The sequence below is a fragment of the Streptomyces sp. NPDC107546 genome (assembly GCF_055639175.1).
In genome coordinates this window covers 190,491-204,761 of sequence record NZ_JBVKBA010000005.1, presented here as the reverse complement: position 1 = coordinate 204,761, position 14,271 = coordinate 190,491, and the positions used below count along the sequence as shown (strand labels likewise).

General features: G+C 71.4%; 13 protein-coding genes and 1 tRNA gene. 6 read left to right on the top strand and 8 right to left on the bottom strand.

Going from position 1 to position 14,271, the window contains the following annotated elements; all coding sequences use genetic code 11:
• The first annotated feature begins 16 nt into the window (after positions 1-16).
• From ACZ7L1_RS09670 to ACZ7L1_RS09660, 3 genes are all read left to right on the top strand, one after another.
• Entirely contained in the window at positions 17-1,162 is a 1,146-nt protein-coding gene (locus ACZ7L1_RS09670; protein ID WP_471435680.1) for an SPFH domain-containing protein, read from the top strand.
• A gap of 214 nt (positions 1,163-1,376) precedes the next feature.
• The gene (locus ACZ7L1_RS09665; RefSeq protein WP_471435679.1) at positions 1,377-1,988 is read left to right on the top strand and encodes a lytic polysaccharide monooxygenase auxiliary activity family 9 protein; all 612 of its coding nucleotides are present in this window, start codon (positions 1,377-1,379) and stop codon (positions 1,986-1,988) included.
• 130 nt (positions 1,989-2,118) lie between these two features.
• Positions 2,119-2,568 (top strand): hypothetical protein, encoded by a 450-nt coding sequence (locus tag ACZ7L1_RS09660; RefSeq protein ID WP_471435677.1) that lies wholly within the window; start codon positions 2,119-2,121, stop codon positions 2,566-2,568.
• 115 nt (positions 2,569-2,683) lie between these two features.
• Here ACZ7L1_RS09660 and ACZ7L1_RS09655 read toward each other — a convergent pair.
• The 7 genes from ACZ7L1_RS09655 to ACZ7L1_RS09625 all read right to left on the bottom strand — a co-directional run bounded on the left by ACZ7L1_RS09655 (position 2,684) and on the right by ACZ7L1_RS09625 (position 7,970).
• Positions 2,684-2,760 (bottom strand) — tRNA-Lys (locus ACZ7L1_RS09655).
• A gap of 98 nt (positions 2,761-2,858) precedes the next feature.
• On the bottom strand, positions 2,859-3,617 hold the full coding sequence (locus ACZ7L1_RS09650; protein ID WP_471435675.1) for an IclR family transcriptional regulator: 759 nt from the start codon (positions 3,615-3,617) through the stop codon (positions 2,859-2,861).
• A gap of 204 nt (positions 3,618-3,821) precedes the next feature.
• Positions 3,822-4,598 carry an ectoine/hydroxyectoine ABC transporter ATP-binding protein EhuA gene (ehuA, locus tag ACZ7L1_RS09645; protein ID WP_471435673.1) on the bottom strand — a complete coding sequence of 259 codons (777 nt, stop codon included), beginning with the start codon at positions 4,596-4,598 and terminating at the stop codon, positions 3,822-3,824.
• A 10-nt stretch (positions 4,599-4,608) separates the two neighbouring features.
• On the bottom strand, positions 4,609-5,259 hold the full coding sequence (gene ehuD, locus ACZ7L1_RS09640; RefSeq protein WP_471435672.1) for an ectoine/hydroxyectoine ABC transporter permease subunit EhuD: 651 nt from the start codon (positions 5,257-5,259) through the stop codon (positions 4,609-4,611).
• Entirely contained in the window at positions 5,256-5,960 is a 705-nt protein-coding gene (ehuC, locus tag ACZ7L1_RS09635) for an ectoine/hydroxyectoine ABC transporter permease subunit EhuC (RefSeq protein ID WP_471435671.1), read from the bottom strand. The genes ehuD and ehuC overlap by 4 nt, the downstream gene beginning before the upstream one ends.
• The gene (gene ehuB / locus ACZ7L1_RS09630) at positions 5,957-6,874 is read right to left on the bottom strand and encodes an ectoine/hydroxyectoine ABC transporter substrate-binding protein EhuB (RefSeq protein WP_471435670.1); all 918 of its coding nucleotides are present in this window, start codon (positions 6,872-6,874) and stop codon (positions 5,957-5,959) included. Before ehuB ends, ehuC begins: the two co-directional genes overlap by 4 nt.
• Before the next feature lie 136 nt (positions 6,875-7,010).
• Complete coding sequence (locus ACZ7L1_RS09625; RefSeq protein ID WP_471435669.1) at positions 7,011-7,970, bottom strand: D-2-hydroxyacid dehydrogenase; 960 nt, start codon at positions 7,968-7,970, stop codon at positions 7,011-7,013.
• Between the two features lie 232 nt (positions 7,971-8,202).
• Between ACZ7L1_RS09625 and ACZ7L1_RS09620 the strand changes: the two genes are divergently transcribed.
• A complete protein-coding gene (locus ACZ7L1_RS09620; RefSeq protein WP_471435668.1) occupies positions 8,203-8,934 on the top strand; it encodes a maleate cis-trans isomerase family protein in 732 nt (243 codons plus the stop codon).
• A gap of 202 nt (positions 8,935-9,136) precedes the next feature.
• A complete protein-coding gene (locus ACZ7L1_RS09615) occupies positions 9,137-10,255 on the top strand; it encodes an LLM class flavin-dependent oxidoreductase (RefSeq protein ID WP_471435666.1) in 1,119 nt (372 codons plus the stop codon).
• A gap of 109 nt (positions 10,256-10,364) precedes the next feature.
• On the opposite strand, the gene ACZ7L1_RS09610 is transcribed toward ACZ7L1_RS09615, so the two are convergent.
• Positions 10,365-12,308 carry a putative bifunctional diguanylate cyclase/phosphodiesterase gene (locus ACZ7L1_RS09610; RefSeq protein ID WP_471435664.1) on the bottom strand — a complete coding sequence of 648 codons (1,944 nt, stop codon included), beginning with the start codon at positions 12,306-12,308 and terminating at the stop codon, positions 10,365-10,367.
• Positions 12,309-12,771: 463 nt separating this feature from the next.
• On the opposite strand from ACZ7L1_RS09610, the gene ACZ7L1_RS09605 reads away from it, so the two are divergent.
• Positions 12,772-14,109, top strand: coding sequence for a M6 family metalloprotease domain-containing protein (locus ACZ7L1_RS09605; RefSeq protein WP_471435913.1), 1,338 nt, complete (start codon positions 12,772-12,774; stop codon positions 14,107-14,109).
• Positions 14,110-14,271: the final 162 nt, after the last annotated feature.

Genomic DNA, 14,271 nt, shown 5'->3' with positions numbered 1-14,271 from the left:
GTGTGTGGAGGCACGAATGACTACGACGACATCACCGCCCCCGGAGCAAGCGGAGGAGCCGGAGGGCGCCGACGCGCGGTCCGGCCGGGTCATCCACAGCGAGTCGACCACCGAGATCCCGGTGCACCTGCTGTTCCGGAAAGGCCCGGACACCGAGCCGCTGCCACTCGCCACGACCGTCGTACGACGGCGGCTCGGCACCGGTGAGCAACCGCGGGTCCAGGTGCCCGCCGCCCCCAGGCGGCAGGTGCCGATGGTGGACCCCGAACTGATCGAACGGCCCGCGCGGGTGCTGCCCTGGGCGGCGGGCCTGCTGGCCGGGATCGCCGGTGCGGCCGGTTGCGTGGCCGCCTCGTGGTGGGCGGGCGTGCTGCCGCGGGGCATGGTGCGCGCGCTGGACCTTCCGCCGGTCTCGGGCACGAGGCTCGGGCTCGCACAGTGGGCCGCGTACGCCGTCGCGGGCACGCTTCTCATGTTCGGCTTCGGCGGGCTCAGCCGCGGGGACACCGGGCGCGCCTGGGCCCTGTCGCTGTTCGGGCGCTACCGGGGCACGGTGCGCCGCACCGGCCTGATGTGGGTCAATCCGCTGGTGCTGTGCCGCCGGGTCGACGTACGGCTGCGCCACTGGCGCAGCGAGCCGATCCCCGCGGTCGACGCCAACGGGGTCGCGCTGCGCGTGGTGGTGCTGGTGACCTGGCAGGTCCGGGACACGGCGCGCGCCGTGTTCGGCATCGACGACCACGAGACCTATCTGCGGGAGTGCGTCGAGTCGGCACTCGCGCGGGTGCTGCCGCAGGTGCCGGCCGACCTGCCGGCGGTGGCGGACGTGGTGAGTCTGCGCAATGTCGAGGCGGTCGGCGACACGCTGACCCGGCTGGTCGCGGCGGACGTGGCGTCGGTCGGCCTGGAGGTGTTCTCGGCCCGGCCGACCCGGATCGAGTACGCCCCCGAGGTCGCCGCCCGCATGCAGCGACGCCGTATCGACGCGTTCGACGCGGACCACCGTGACGCGGTGATCGGATCGGTCCTGGACTCGGTGGAGGAGACGGTGACCCGGCTGACCGCGCGCGGCCTGGCGGACCTCGACGACTACGAACGCAAGGCGCTGGTGCGGGACCTGACGGTGGCGTTCTGCACGGGACGGGCGGGCGACGGGAGGTGAGGCGGGCGACGGTCTGAGGTGTGCGCCGCCCCGGGGAGGCGGCGCCTGCCGACCACGGCGGGCGCCGACCACGCGACCGCGGGCGGCGCGAACAAGGCCCGCGATCGATGTGGTGCAATTGGTATGGACATGTTCAACAGGCGGCAATAATCTGAGGCTTGGTCTAGACCTGCACGGCTCACTGAACTCCCCCACGTTCACTAGGAGCGGCAGCATGCGCACCAGGACCAGGTTGTACGCCGCCGTGCTGGGCCTCGCGACCGCGGGAGCCTTCGTGCTCTCCACCGGCGGCGCCAGCGCCCACGGCTACACCGACCAGCCCCTCAGCAGGCAGAAGATGTGCGCCGCGAACGGCGGCATCGTCACCGGCTGCGGTGACATCCAGTGGGAACCGCAGAGCGTCGAGGGCCCCAAGGGCTTCCCGGCCGCCGGCCCCGGCGACGGCCGGATCTGCTCGGCGAACCACACCAACTTCGGCGCGCTCGACCAGCCGAGGACGCCCTCGGGCGCGCCCTGGCCCACGACGAAGGTGATCGGCGGGCAGAGTTACACCTTCCGCTGGCAGTTCACCGCCTCGCACGCCACGACCGACTTCCGGTACTACGTCACCAAACCGGGCTGGAACCAGAACCACGCCCTGACCCGCGCGGACCTCGACCTCACCCCCTTCCTCACCGTCCCGTACAACGGTCAGCGCCCGCCGTCCACGCTCACCCACACCGGCACCCTGCCGACGGGGCTGAGCGGCCACCACGTGATCCTCGGCGTGTGGACGATCGCGGACACGGGCAACGCGTTCTACTCCTGCGCGGACGTCACGTTCTGAGCCCGGATCCTCTGCCTCCCGAGCTCTGAGGCTTTCTTGAGCCGATCCGCCACCCCCCACGGGTAGGTTCCGCACACCGGCGGCGATGCGCCGGTGTGCGGAACCAGACCTGTGACCTCGGGGGGAACCCATGGACGCGATGCTCTACGTCGTACCCGTACTGATCATGGCCGCGGTCGGCTTCCTGGGGTACCGGGTGGTGTACCGCTGGCTGCAGATCAGAAGCGCGTGGAACAGCGGGCTGACGGCCGAGGGGCGCTGCCTCAAGGCGTACACGACCGTCCACGGCGGCCGGAACGACACCTCCGTGCGCACCACGCTGCACCACGTCTACGAGTTCACGACGCGGGACGGCGCCGGCATCCGGTTCGAGGAGGAGGGCGGCCCGGGGACGACGGTCGAGGGCGACATCGTCACCGTCCACTACGCCGAGGGCCGCACGGGGGTCGTGGCGACCGCACGCCCCCCGAGGCGGGGCAGGCAGGCGGTGGCCACCGCCGGCATCGTGGGTTTCCTCTGCGGGATCGTCGTCTTCTGCGTCGGCTTCATGGCCACGATCGCCGTGGACCTCCACAGCTGACGGTCGGGCCGGCGCGCTGGACGCCGCCGCCCGGGGCCTTCGAGGCCCCTGTGGCCTCCACCACAACGGACCAGCACAGCAAAAGGGGCTCCTCGCTTTCGCGAGGAACCCCTCATGGTGCGCCGCCAGGGACTCGAACCCCGGACCCGCTGATTAAGAGTCAGCTGCTCTAACCAACTGAGCTAGCGGCGCAGACTCTGTCGCTTTCGGCTTTCGCTCCCGGCGACAAAAGAAATACTACCTGGTCCTCGGGGGTGCTCGTGACCACCCCCGAGGACCCCCGGGACCGCTCAGATCGTGAGGGACAGGACCACCGGGGCCGCGCCCCTGTTCAGCCGCTCCGCCGCCTGCCGAAGCCGGTGGGCGTGCTGGACCGGCAGGGACAGGGCCAGGCAGCCGACCGAGGAGCCCGCGGTGATCGGGACGGCCGCGCAGACCGTGCCCACCGCGTATTCCTGCAGGTCGAGCACCGGCACCGTCGGCGGGTGGGAGTCCAGGCGGGAGAGCAGGACCTTCTCGCTGGTGATCGTCCGCGAGGTCAGCCGGGCCATCTTGTACCGGGCGAGGTGATCCCGGCGGCCGTTCACGTCGAGCTGACCGAGAAGGCTCTTGCCGACCGCGCTGGCGTGCGCCGAGGAGCGGAAGTCCACCCACTCGTGCACCGCGGGCGCCAGCGCGCTCGCGGCGCACTGGGTGACCCGCACCTCGCCGTCGATGTAGCGGCTGATGTAGACGGCGGCACCCACCGAGTCGCGCAGCCGGTCCAGGGTGCGCTGGAGCTGCTCGCGCAGCGCCTGCTCATGGCCCTGGGCGGAGCCGAGCCGGCTGAGGGCGGCGCCGGTGACGTACGCGCCGTCGATCGTCTGCTCGACGTACCCCTCCCGGCGCAGCATCCGCAGGAGTGGGGTCAGCCGCCGGCCGCCGAGACCGGTGTGGCGGGCCAGCTCGGCGTCCGTGACACCGGTGGAGTGCCGCGCCACGGTTTCGAGGACGCGCAGGGCGTCCTGGGCCGAGTGGTTCGGGGCGGTCGGCTCATGGGTCAGCGCCACGGTCTCCCCCTGCGCTTTTTGGGCCATCCTCGGGACAGCTGGGCTGCCTCCACGATACGGCTCAAACGCGCGTCCGGGAGCAGGTGTTGTGCAACTTTGCGGCGGCTTCGGCCCGCTCAGCAGGAACGCGCCACTCCGGCATATGCCGAGGTCATCTCCCGCGTGCCGGGACCTGGAGAGGGCCGTCGCCTTCACTTCCTGTAGTCACAGCACTGCGCTGAGGAACTCCCGCGTGCGTGTGTGCTCGGGCTCGCTGAAGATCTTGTCCGGGGGAGCGGCCTCGATGACGTGGCCGGAATCAAACATCAGGACCCGGTCGGAGATGTCGCGCGCGAAGTTCATCTCGTGGGTCACGCAGAGCATCGTGATGTCCGTGCTGTGGGCGACGTCACGGAGCACGTCGAGGACACCGGCCACCAGCTCCGGGTCGAGCGCGGACGTCACCTCGTCCAGCAGCAGCACCTGCGGGCGCATCGCGAGGGCGCGGGCGATCGCCACGCGCTGCTGCTGGCCGCCGGAGAGCTGGCTCGGGTACTTGTCGAGGTGGTCGCTGAGCCCGACCAGGTCGAGCAGCTCGCGCGCCCGCTCCTCCGCCTCGTCCTTCGACAGGCCGAGCACAGTCACCGGGGCCTCGGTGATGTTCCGCAGCACCTTCATGTTCGGGAACAGATTGAACTGCTGGAAGACCATCCCTATGTTCTTGCGGATCTCCCGTACCTGCTTCTCGGGCGCCGGGTACAGGTGCTGCCCGCCGACCGTGATCGTGCCCTCGTCGGGCTTGGTCAGGGTCATCAGCAGCCGCAGGATCGTGGTCTTACCGGAGCCGGAGGGGCCGATCAGCGTCACGTGCCGGCCCGCGTCGACGGAGAAGTCGAGCCGGTCGAGGACCGTGTGGTCGCCGAACCGTTTGGTGACCTTCTCGAGTCGGATCAGCTCGCCGGAGGCCGCCTGCGAGCCGGTAGGGGCGTCGGGTTGCTTCATCAGGGGGGTGTCAGCGGACAAGGCGTCGCTCCAGTGCTCGCAGGAGGAGGGAGGCGGGGTAGGAGATCAGGACGAAGGCCGCACCGATCACGGTGAGCGGCTCGGTGAACTGGAAGTGCTGCTGGGAGAAGAGCCGCGCCTGGCCGAGCATGTCGAGGACGGTGATCGCCATCAGCATCGGCGTGTCTTTCAGCATCGCGATCACGTAGTTGCCGAGCGCCGGCACGACCCGGCGGATCGCCTGCGGCAGGATCACCGCCGTCCAGGTGCGTCGCGTCGGCAGGCTCAGCGCGGTGGCCGCCTCCCACTGGCCGGCGGGCACGGCGTCGATACCGGCCCGGTAGACCTGCATGGTGTACGTGGAGTAGTGCAGACCGATCGCCACGACACCCGTGGTCAGCGCGGAGAAGGTCAAGCCCCACTCGGGCAGCACGTAGAAGAGGAAGAACAGCTGCACCAGCAGCGGGGTGTCCCGGATGAACTCCGTCACGACACCCACCGGCCAGCGCACCCACCGGGTCGGTGTGCGCATCAGCAGCGCCCACACCAGACCGACCGCGAACGAGATCAGCGAGCCGAGGGCCAGCGCTTCCAGGGTGACGAGCAGGCCGTCGAAGAAGTGCGGCATGAAGGCGCGGACGGCGCCCCAGTCCCAGGTCATCGGACACCACCTCCGACCGGCTGCCGCACGGCGGCCCGGGGCCGGGGCCGTGGCGCCTTGCCGACGCCGGCCTTCAGGCGGCGCTCCAGGCCCCGCATCAGCCGGGTGAGCAGGAAGGCGATCACGAAGTAGATGAGCAGGACGTAGGTGTAGATCTCTGCGCTCTCCTGCAGTGCGAGCCGCACCAGGTTGCCGCTGAACGCCAGGTCGCCCATGCCCATGATCGACACCAGTGCGGTGCCCTTGAGCAGTTCGACCAGCAGGTTCGAGAACGGCGGGATCATCTCGGGCACCGCCTGCGGCAGCAGGATCTTCCGCATCCGCTGCCACGGGGTGAAGCTCAGCGCGATCCCGCCCTCACGCTGCGCGGGATCCACGGAGTTCAGGGCGCCGCGCACGATCTCCGCACCGTACGCCCCGTACGTCAGACCCAGCGCGAGGGTGCCCGCCCACAGCGGCACCAGCTGCCAGCCGAAGGCGAGCGGCAGCACGAAGAACACCCAGAAGATCATGATCAGGGCGGAGGTGCCGCGGAACACCTCGGTGTAGAAGCCGGCGAGGAAGCGGACGATCCATCTGCGATGGGTGCGCGCCATGCCGACGGCGAAGGAGACGGCCGTCGCGAGCAGGGCGCCGAGCACCAGGAGCTGGATGGTGGTCCAGACGCCTTTCAGTACGAGTTCCCACAGTCCCGAGGTCATCCGCGGCAGAGCTCCTTCGCGGTCATGTCGGTCATCTCGGCCTTGGTGAAGCCGAACGGGCTCAGGATCCGGAAAAGTTCGCCGCTGGCCTTCATCTTCCTCAGCTCGGTGTTGAAGGCGTCCCGCAGCCGGGTCTCGGTGGGCCGGAACGCGAAGCCGCCGCCGTCGACGTGGGGTTTGCCCTTCACCAGGGGGGCGAAGGGCTTGGTCGCCTCCGCCTTGCTCGACTTCTTGACGACCTCACGGACTGTCAGCGCGGTCCCGGCGAACACGTCGACGCGGCCGGCCTCCACGGCGTTCAGGCCGGCCACCTGGTCCGTCACGATCAGCATGTCGCTCTGCTTGTAACCGGCCTCGGTGGCGTACTGGATCTCCGCGTACCCGGTGCCGGTGGCCAGTTTCGCCTTCTTGGCGACGACGTCCTTGTAGTCGTGCAGGCCCATCGGATTGCCCTTGCGCACGATGAACGCGTCGAGCATCTGGTAGTCGGGGTCGGCGAAGATGACCTGCTGACAGCGTTCCGGCGTGATGTACATCCCGGCGGAGACCACGTCGAACTGCTGGGAGTTCAGACCGGGGATCAGTGAGCCGAACTCCGTCGGCACAGGCTGCACCCGGTCGATGTCGAGCCGTTTGAAGACGACCCTCGCCAGCTCGGGGGCCTCACCGGTGAGACGGCCGTTCTTGTCGATGTAGCCGAAGGGGATCTCGCCGGCGATGCCGAGGCGGACGACGCCCTGGGCCCTGAGCCGGCTGAGCAGGTCGCCGCCGGGCGTGCTCGACGCCGCCGCGACGCGGCTGCAGCCGGCCGCGCCCAGTGCGCCGAACGCGGCGACACCGGCGAGCAGCGACCGGCGGGTGGTCCCGGGTCGCCCCGGGTCGTACGTCCGTGCATTCGTCCGTGGGGGAGCCATGGGCGCGCAGCTACCCGGGACCATGCGATGTATTCAGGCCAGTTCCGGCCCCGATCGTCCTCGGCGGTCCGGACCGGAGCCCGCCGTTTCGCTTGACCGGGGCGCTGACCAGCGGCGACGGTGACCGGACGGCGGCTCAGTGGCCCGGAACGTATCCCCGTCTCTTGTCCACCACGTTCAGCAGCGGTTCACCCGCGGACCAGCGTTCGTACAGCGCCAGGAACTGGGCGCCGAGCTCGTCCTGACAACCGACCGTGTCACCGCTCATGTGCGGGGACACCAACAGGTCCGGCACCTGCCACAAGGGGCTGTCCCGGCCGAGCGGTTCCTGCCGGAAGACATCGAGGGCCGCGCCCGCGATCCACCGCTTCGTCAGCGCCTCGGCCAGAGCCTCCTCCACGACGAGCTGCCCGCGCCCCACGTTGATGAACCGTGCGGACGGCTGCATGACGCCGAAGCGGCGGGCGTCGAACATGCCGTACGTCTGCTCGGTCAGCGGCGCCGCCGCGATCACCCAGTCGGCGCGGGCCATCAGCCGGTCCAGGTCGGCCGGGCCGTGGATGCCGGTGTGCGGGACCCGGCCCACGATCGACGTGGTCACCTCGAGCGCCTTGAGCATGCGGGCGATCGTCCGCCCGATCGGTCCGGAACCGACCACGCACGCGCGCGTGCCCGCCACCCGCAGCGCCTCCCGGTGCCGCCACTCCCGCTCCCGTTGCAGGTCCCAGGTGCGGGGCAGGTCCTTGGCCAGGGCGAGGACGAGCGCCGCCACGTACTCGGCGACCGGCTGCTCGAAGACGCCGCGCGCGTTCGTCACCACCGTGTCTGACGCGGCGAGTTCGGGACACAGCACATGATCGACTCCCGCACTCGCGATGTGCACCCAGCGCGGGCGCGGCCCCTCACCCGGCCAGGCGTCGCGCACCGCGCGGGAGGCGAGGTCCCACACCAGCAGCACATCGGCGTACGGCAGCCGCGCGGCGAGCGTCGAGGCGCCCACGTGTTCGATCCGCGCCCGGCCGGTGAGCCGGCCGACCCGAAGGAGCGGGTCCCCGTCCAGGACGAGCACGGTCGGGCCGGGCGTGGGAGCCGTCATGCGGAACCGTTCCTCGAGTTCGGCGGCGGTCGACAGCGGCCGGCGGGGCGTCCGACGTGCGCGGATCGACCACGGTCGCACCCCGGCACGGTGCCGTCAACACGACCGACCAGGTGATGAGGGGGACGGCTCCGCCTCACCTGGGTACCCGCGCCATGGGTCACCGGCAGGCTCTGCTCGACGCGGCGGCACACCGGGGACCCGTACCGCCGGACGAACAGGAAGGTTGGGCATGACCGCACTCGGATTCCTCTACCCGGGCCACTTCGCCGAGGACGACTATCCGCGCATCGAGCAGTTGCTGGCCGGCGACATCCGGGTGGATCTCGCGCACACCGACGTCGGCGAGGATGCGCACCGCCCCGACCTGCTCCGGGAGATGGGCTCGCCGCAGCGGCTCGCCACCAGCGCCCAGGAGCTGCGGCTCACGGGCGCCGAGGCGGTGGTGTGGGCGTCCACCAGCGGCAGCTTCCTGCTGGGCTGGGAGGGGGCCCACGAGCAGGTGCGCACCCTCGCGCGCACCGCAGGGATGCCGGCCTCCTCCACCGCGTTCGGCTTCGTGCACGCGGTGCGGGAGCTCGGTGCGCGGCGGCTGGCCGTCGCCGCGACGTACCCGGACGACGTGGCGCAGGAGTTCGCCTCCTTCCTGCGGGCGGCCGGCGCGGAGGTGGTCGCGGTCCACGCCGCGGACGCCGGAGCGGCGGCGCAGGTGGCCACATGGGGCGCCGACGAGGTCCTGGCGCTGGCCCGCGCGGGCGACCACGCCGACGCGGACGCGATCCTGATCCCGGACACCGCCCTCCACACGGCCGCGCACCTGACGGCCCTGGAGAAGGACCTGGCCAAACCGGTCCTCACCGCGAACCAGGTCACGGTGTGGGAGGCGCTGCGCCTGGTGGACCGCCGGGTGAACGCGCCGAGCCTGGGGACGCTGTTCACCAGGGAGCCGGTGGTGCAGGTGTAGGGGGGATCTCGGCTCTCGGGAACGGGGGTCTTCGGGGCCGGGGCCTCGGGAGCGGGGATCTCCCGGTCCGGGGCCTCGGGGCCCCGGATCTGCGGGGTCGGGATCTCCAGGGCCGAGATCTCCCGGGGCGTGGCGGGAATAACCGGAGACCGTCTCCTGTTAGCCGTGCGAGAGACGCGACGCTCACGCAGGAGGCACAGCAGTGGACGAGATCCGAGGCACGGCACAGGGCACCGCCCCCGTCCCCCTGTCCGTACTGGACCTGGTCACCGTCGGAGCGGGCACCACCGCCACCGACGCCCTGCGCACCAGCGTCGCCCTCTCCCGGCTCGCGGAGTCCCGCGGCTTCCACCGGTACTGGGTCGCCGAGCACCACTCCATGCCGGGCGTGGCCTCCTCCTCGCCCGCGGTGATCCTCGCCCACCTCGCCGCCCACACCGACCGCATCCGCCTCGGCTCGGGCGGCGTCATGCTGCCCAATCACGCCCCGCTGGTCATCGCCGAGCAGTTCGGCACGCTGGAGGCCATGGCCCCCGGCCGTATCGACCTGGGCCTCGGCCGCGCCCCCGGCACGGACGGCGCCACGGCCGCCGCGCTGCGCCGCACCGAGCGTCCCCCAAGCCCTGACGGCTTGGGAGGTACCCCCGTCCACTCGGGCGCCGACGACTTCCCGCAGCAGCTCGCCGAGCTGACCCGCTTCCTCGACGACGACTTCCCGGACGGCCACCCCTACGCCCGTATCCACGCGGTCCCGGGCCCCGTCCAGGCCACCTCGCCGGGCGGCGTCCAGTCCCCGCACCGGCCGCCGGTCTGGCTGCTCGGCTCCTCCGGGTTCAGCGCCCGCCTGGCCGGCATGCTCGGCCTGCCGTTCGCCTTCGCCCACCACTTCTCGGCGCAGAACACCATCCCGGCGCTCGACCTGTACCGCGACTCCTTCCGCCCGTCCGGGGTCCTCGACGCGCCGTACGCCCTCATCGGCGTCTCCGCGCTCGCCACCGACGACGCGAAGGAGGCCCGGCGCCAGGTCCGGGCCGCCGCACTGAACATGCTCCGGCTGCGGATGGGCCGCCCCGGCCTCGTCCCCACACCGGAGGAGGCGGAGGCGCACGAGTTCAGCCCCATGGAGGAGGAGTTCATCGGGTCCTGGAACTCCAACGTCGTGCACGGGACTGCGGACGAGGTCCGCTCCGGCCTGGACGACCTCCAGAAGCGCACCGGCGCCGACGAGCTGATGCTCACGTCCAACGCCCACAGCGGCGACGTACGGCTGCGGTCGTACGAACTCATCGCGGACGCGTACGGGTTGCCCGCGGCGGCTTGAGGTACCCGGCGTTCTCGCGGCACCCGAGGTCGGCCGCGCCGTCCCCGGGGGCTGCGCCCCCGAACCCCCCATCGGCCTGAACGGCAGCGTCCTCCAACGCCGGACGGGCTTATTTCCGGCAGCCCTCTCCCTCCACCAGCTCCGAGATCCGGTCCGGCGGCACCGGGCGTGAGTACAGCCACCCCTGTCCGGTGTCGCAGCCGATGCGGCGCAGGCGGGTGGCCTGGGCCGAGGTCTCCACGCACTCCGCGGTGACCGTCAGGCCCAGCCGGTGGGCGAGCTGGATCATGGCCTCCACGATGACCTCGTCGGCCGGGTTCGGATGCGCGTCCGTGCCCTCGTACTGGAAACCCCGGACGAACGACCCGTCCAGCTTCAGCACGGACACCGGCAGCCGGCTGAGATAGGCGAGGTTGGAATACCCGGTGCCGAAGTCGTCGATCGCGATGCGCACCCCCATCTCGCTGAGCGCCTGGAGCGCCTGGAGCGGACGGCCGGCCGAACCCATGACCGCGGACTCGGTCAGCTCCAACTGCAGCAGATGCGGGGCGAGTCCGGTCTCCGTCAGGGTCTCCGCCACGTCCGCCACCAGGTCCGAGTCCCAGACCTGACGCACCGCCACGTTCACGCTGACGAAGAGCGGCGGCTCCTCCGGGCGTTCCAGCTGCCAGCGGCGCGCCTGCCGGCAGGCCGTCTTCAGCGCCCAGCGCCCGAGCTGGACGATGGAGCCGTCCTCCTCCGCCAGTCCGATGAACCGATTCGGCGTCAAGGTGCCGAACTGGGGGTGATGCCAGCGCACCAGCGCCTCCACCCCGCGCACCCGTCCGTCCTCCATGCCGACCAACGGCTGGTACTCCAGGGCGAATTCGCCCCGTTCGATGGCCGGTCGCAGCCGCGAGGACAGTGCCTGGCGGGTCATCCGGTGGGCGTTGCGCTCCGGGTCGAACAGCGTCCAACGGGCCTTGCCGTCGGCCTTCGCCCAGTACAGCGTCGTATCGGCCGCCTGCATCAGACCGGTCGCACTCGTGCCGGCCGCATGCCGCTCCACGACGCCGATGGACGCCGACACCGACAGCCGCTGCCCGGACAGGTCGAGCGGCTCCTGGATCGCCTTGAGCACCGACTCGGCCAGTTCGGCCAGTTGCTCGGTGCCCGTGGAGTCCTCGACCAGGACCGCGAACTCGTCGCCACCCAGTCGGGCCACCAGGGGAGTGGTGGGCCGCCCGTGGCCCGCCTCGTCCGCGCAGCGGGTCAGGCGCTCCGCGACGGCGGCGAGCAGCCGGTCGCCGGCGCGGTGGCCGAGGGTGTCGTTGACCGCCTTGAAGCCGTCGAGGTCCAGGTAGCACAGGCCGATCCGGCCGGTGCCGCTCTCCTCGTACGCATCCGCCTCCAGCGCGGCCGACAGGCGTTCGAAGAACAGCGTCCGGTTGGGCAGCCTGGTCACCGGGTCGTGCATCTGCAAGTGCCGCACCCGAGCCTGGAGTTCACGGCGGGCGCTGATGTCGGCGACGGAGAGGAGGACCGCCTTCTCGGCCTCGGGCAGGGGCGTCACGGTCACCTGGACCCACAGCGAGTGCCCGTCGGGGTGTTTGACGCGGCGCGTGCAGCGGAGCTTGGCCTGGCGTCCGCCCAGCACCTCGCGGTAGGCGTGCCAGGTGCGGGCGTCCGAGGACAGGTCCAGCAGGTCGGCGGCGACCTTGCCGACCAGTGCTTCCGCACCGGTGCCGAGCAGTGAGCCCATCGTCTCGTTGGCGGTGACGACCAGGCCCTCCCGGTCGACGACGGCCATGGCGAGCGGCGCGGCGGTGAACGCGGCGCCGAACGAGACCGGTTGGGGCCCGGCGGACGGGCTGAAGGGTGGCGTGTCGACGGCAGGGGTGAGGGGCGGTGCGTCGACGGCCGGGGTCAGGAGTCGGTCTTCGGAGGTGACGGGTGGGTCGTCGGAAAGGGGTGATGGCTGGGACGTACCGGATGACGTGGTGTCGTAACTCTCTGTGATGGCCGGGCCGACGAGGTCTGCCGCGGGCGCCGGCCCATCGGACGTTCCGCTCACCGCTCGCTCCCGCAGTGCACTCGTTCTTCGTACGGATCTCTTGGGTCTCGTCGGGGTCGACGGCCGCAAGGTGGGCGGCCGTACAAGCCGTGTTCGTGCAGGAAAGTGTGCCGATCATAGAGGCTGGCCCAAAGGCCTTCCAGCCGATGTCCAGTGTCCCGCGGCGAGCACGTGTTCTGACAGATCGTTTCTGCCCGTGCCGGACCCCGATCCAACAGGCCGCCCATGGCTGTGACGTTCCGTGAGTATCGGGGGCGTCGGCGCACGTCGGCCGCCCCCTTGGCGCTCGTGCGCCGTTGCGCGCTCCCGCTCCGCACTGCCCCTCCCGCGGCCGTCGCGCTTCCCTTCTGGGCCATCCCCTGGCTGATGGCTCTCACCCTTCCGGGGCAGACAAACAGGACGTAGTCATACAAGTAGGACCAGGCTGGGAGTGGAGTTCCGAGAACCGCACCCGGAGGTCGACGTGCCGCGTCCGCTCCCCCTCACGGGGCTCACCCGCGAGACCCTGAAGGGGCTCGCCTGGGGCGCGTCGCCCGTCCTGCGCAGCGGTGTGGCTCTCGCCACGTCGATGACCGCGCTGGTCGCGACCTCGCTCGTGACGGGCCCCGCCCTGGCCGAACCCCTGGCCGCGGCCTGCCAGATCACTCGTAGCCGGGCGCACCACTCCGAGGGCGTCGACACCTGGAACGCCGCCTACGCGCGCCCCACCCGCGCGCTGGACGCGGTCCTGGTCTTCCTGTCCTTCCCGGACTCGACGCCGACGACCACACCGGCCGAGCTGACCGGTGACTACTTCCCGGACACCAGCCGGTTCTTCGAACGCGCGTCCTATGGCCGGTTCGCGCTGCGCCCCCATCCGGTGGACCACTGGATCCGGATGCCGCACCCGTCCACCTCCTACGCCATACGGCGCGACTGGAGCATCGAGAGCCGGGCCGCCTATCTGCGCGACGCGCTCGCGGCGGCGGACAAGGACGTCGACTTCTCCCGGTACGACGTCGTGTATCTCGTGGCCGACCCCGACGCGCCCGGCGTCGACTCGGACGCCACGAAGGTGGTGAACCTGGACACCCCGCTGCGGGCCGACGGCAGGGACATCCGCCGGGTGGTCACGGTCTTCGAGAAGCACCCGCCGGACCGACTCGTCCTCGCCCATGAGACAGGCCATGTGTTCGACCTGCCCGACCTCTACCACCGTCCGACCGACGGCAAGGGGGACTGGGACACCTACGTCGGCGACTGGGACCTCATGGGGAGCCAGTTCGGACTGGCCCCGGATCTCTTCGCCTGGCACAAGTGGAAGCTGGGGTGGCTGGACGAGAGCCAGGTGGTGTGCGTACGGGCTCCGGGCAGCACACGGCTGACGCTCGAGCCGGTGGCTGCGGGGCCGACCGGGGTGCCGCAGGTGCCGGTGAGCGCGGGGGCGGCGGGGGCGCTGGCGCGAGGGGTGGAGGCGTTCGGATCCGGGCACGGTACCAAGCTGGCGGTGGTGCGGACGGGACCCGACAGTGTGCTGGCCATCGAGGCGCGCGGGGCGGTGGGCAACGACAGCGCGGCCTGCACCCAGGGGGTCCTCGTCTACCGGGTGCGCGGCGAGACGGAGTCCGGTCGCGGGCCGGTGGAGGTCCTGGACGCCCACCCGCACAGCTCGGCCTGCGCCGGCACGTCGGTGTACCCGCCCCTGGCGGACGCCCCGATCCGGGAGGGCGAGACCTTCACGGTGCCGGGGCAGGGGGTGCGGGTGGAGGTGGAGGGGAGGACGGCTTCTGGGGGGTGGACGGTGCGGATCACGAAGGGGTGAGGGGTGAAGTGGCTGTTGGGCCGCTCGCTTCTTTGCCGGGGTCGTGCTTCCGCGGGCCCGCTCCAGCACGGGTGAGAAGCGAACGCCGGGTGGGTTCAGCGGCGTGCGGCCGGTAGGGGGCAGCGGCGTGCGGCCGGTGGGGGGCGCGGAGTCGTCGCGGTC

Excerpts from the sequence above, each read along its gene's own strand:
- ACZ7L1_RS09625 (WP_471435669.1), bottom strand. The coding sequence starts at position 7,970 with ATGACGGCTCCCACGCCCGGCCCGACCGTGCTCGTCCTGGACGGGGAC.
- ACZ7L1_RS09670 (WP_471435680.1), top strand. The coding sequence starts at position 17 with ATGACTACGACGACATCACCGCCCCCGGAGCAAGCGGAGGAGCCGGAG.
- ACZ7L1_RS09665 (WP_471435679.1), top strand. The coding sequence starts at position 1,377 with ATGCGCACCAGGACCAGGTTGTACGCCGCCGTGCTGGGCCTCGCGACC.
- ehuD (WP_471435672.1), bottom strand. The coding sequence starts at position 5,259 with ATGACCTGGGACTGGGGCGCCGTCCGCGCCTTCATGCCGCACTTCTTC.
- ehuA (WP_471435673.1), bottom strand. The coding sequence starts at position 4,598 with ATGAAGCAACCCGACGCCCCTACCGGCTCGCAGGCGGCCTCCGGCGAG.
- ACZ7L1_RS09660 (WP_471435677.1), top strand. The coding sequence starts at position 2,119 with ATGGACGCGATGCTCTACGTCGTACCCGTACTGATCATGGCCGCGGTC.
- ehuC (WP_471435671.1), bottom strand. The coding sequence starts at position 5,960 with ATGACCTCGGGACTGTGGGAACTCGTACTGAAAGGCGTCTGGACCACC.
- ACZ7L1_RS09620 (WP_471435668.1), top strand. The coding sequence starts at position 8,203 with ATGACCGCACTCGGATTCCTCTACCCGGGCCACTTCGCCGAGGACGAC.
- ehuB (WP_471435670.1), bottom strand. The coding sequence starts at position 6,874 with ATGGCTCCCCCACGGACGAATGCACGGACGTACGACCCGGGGCGACCC.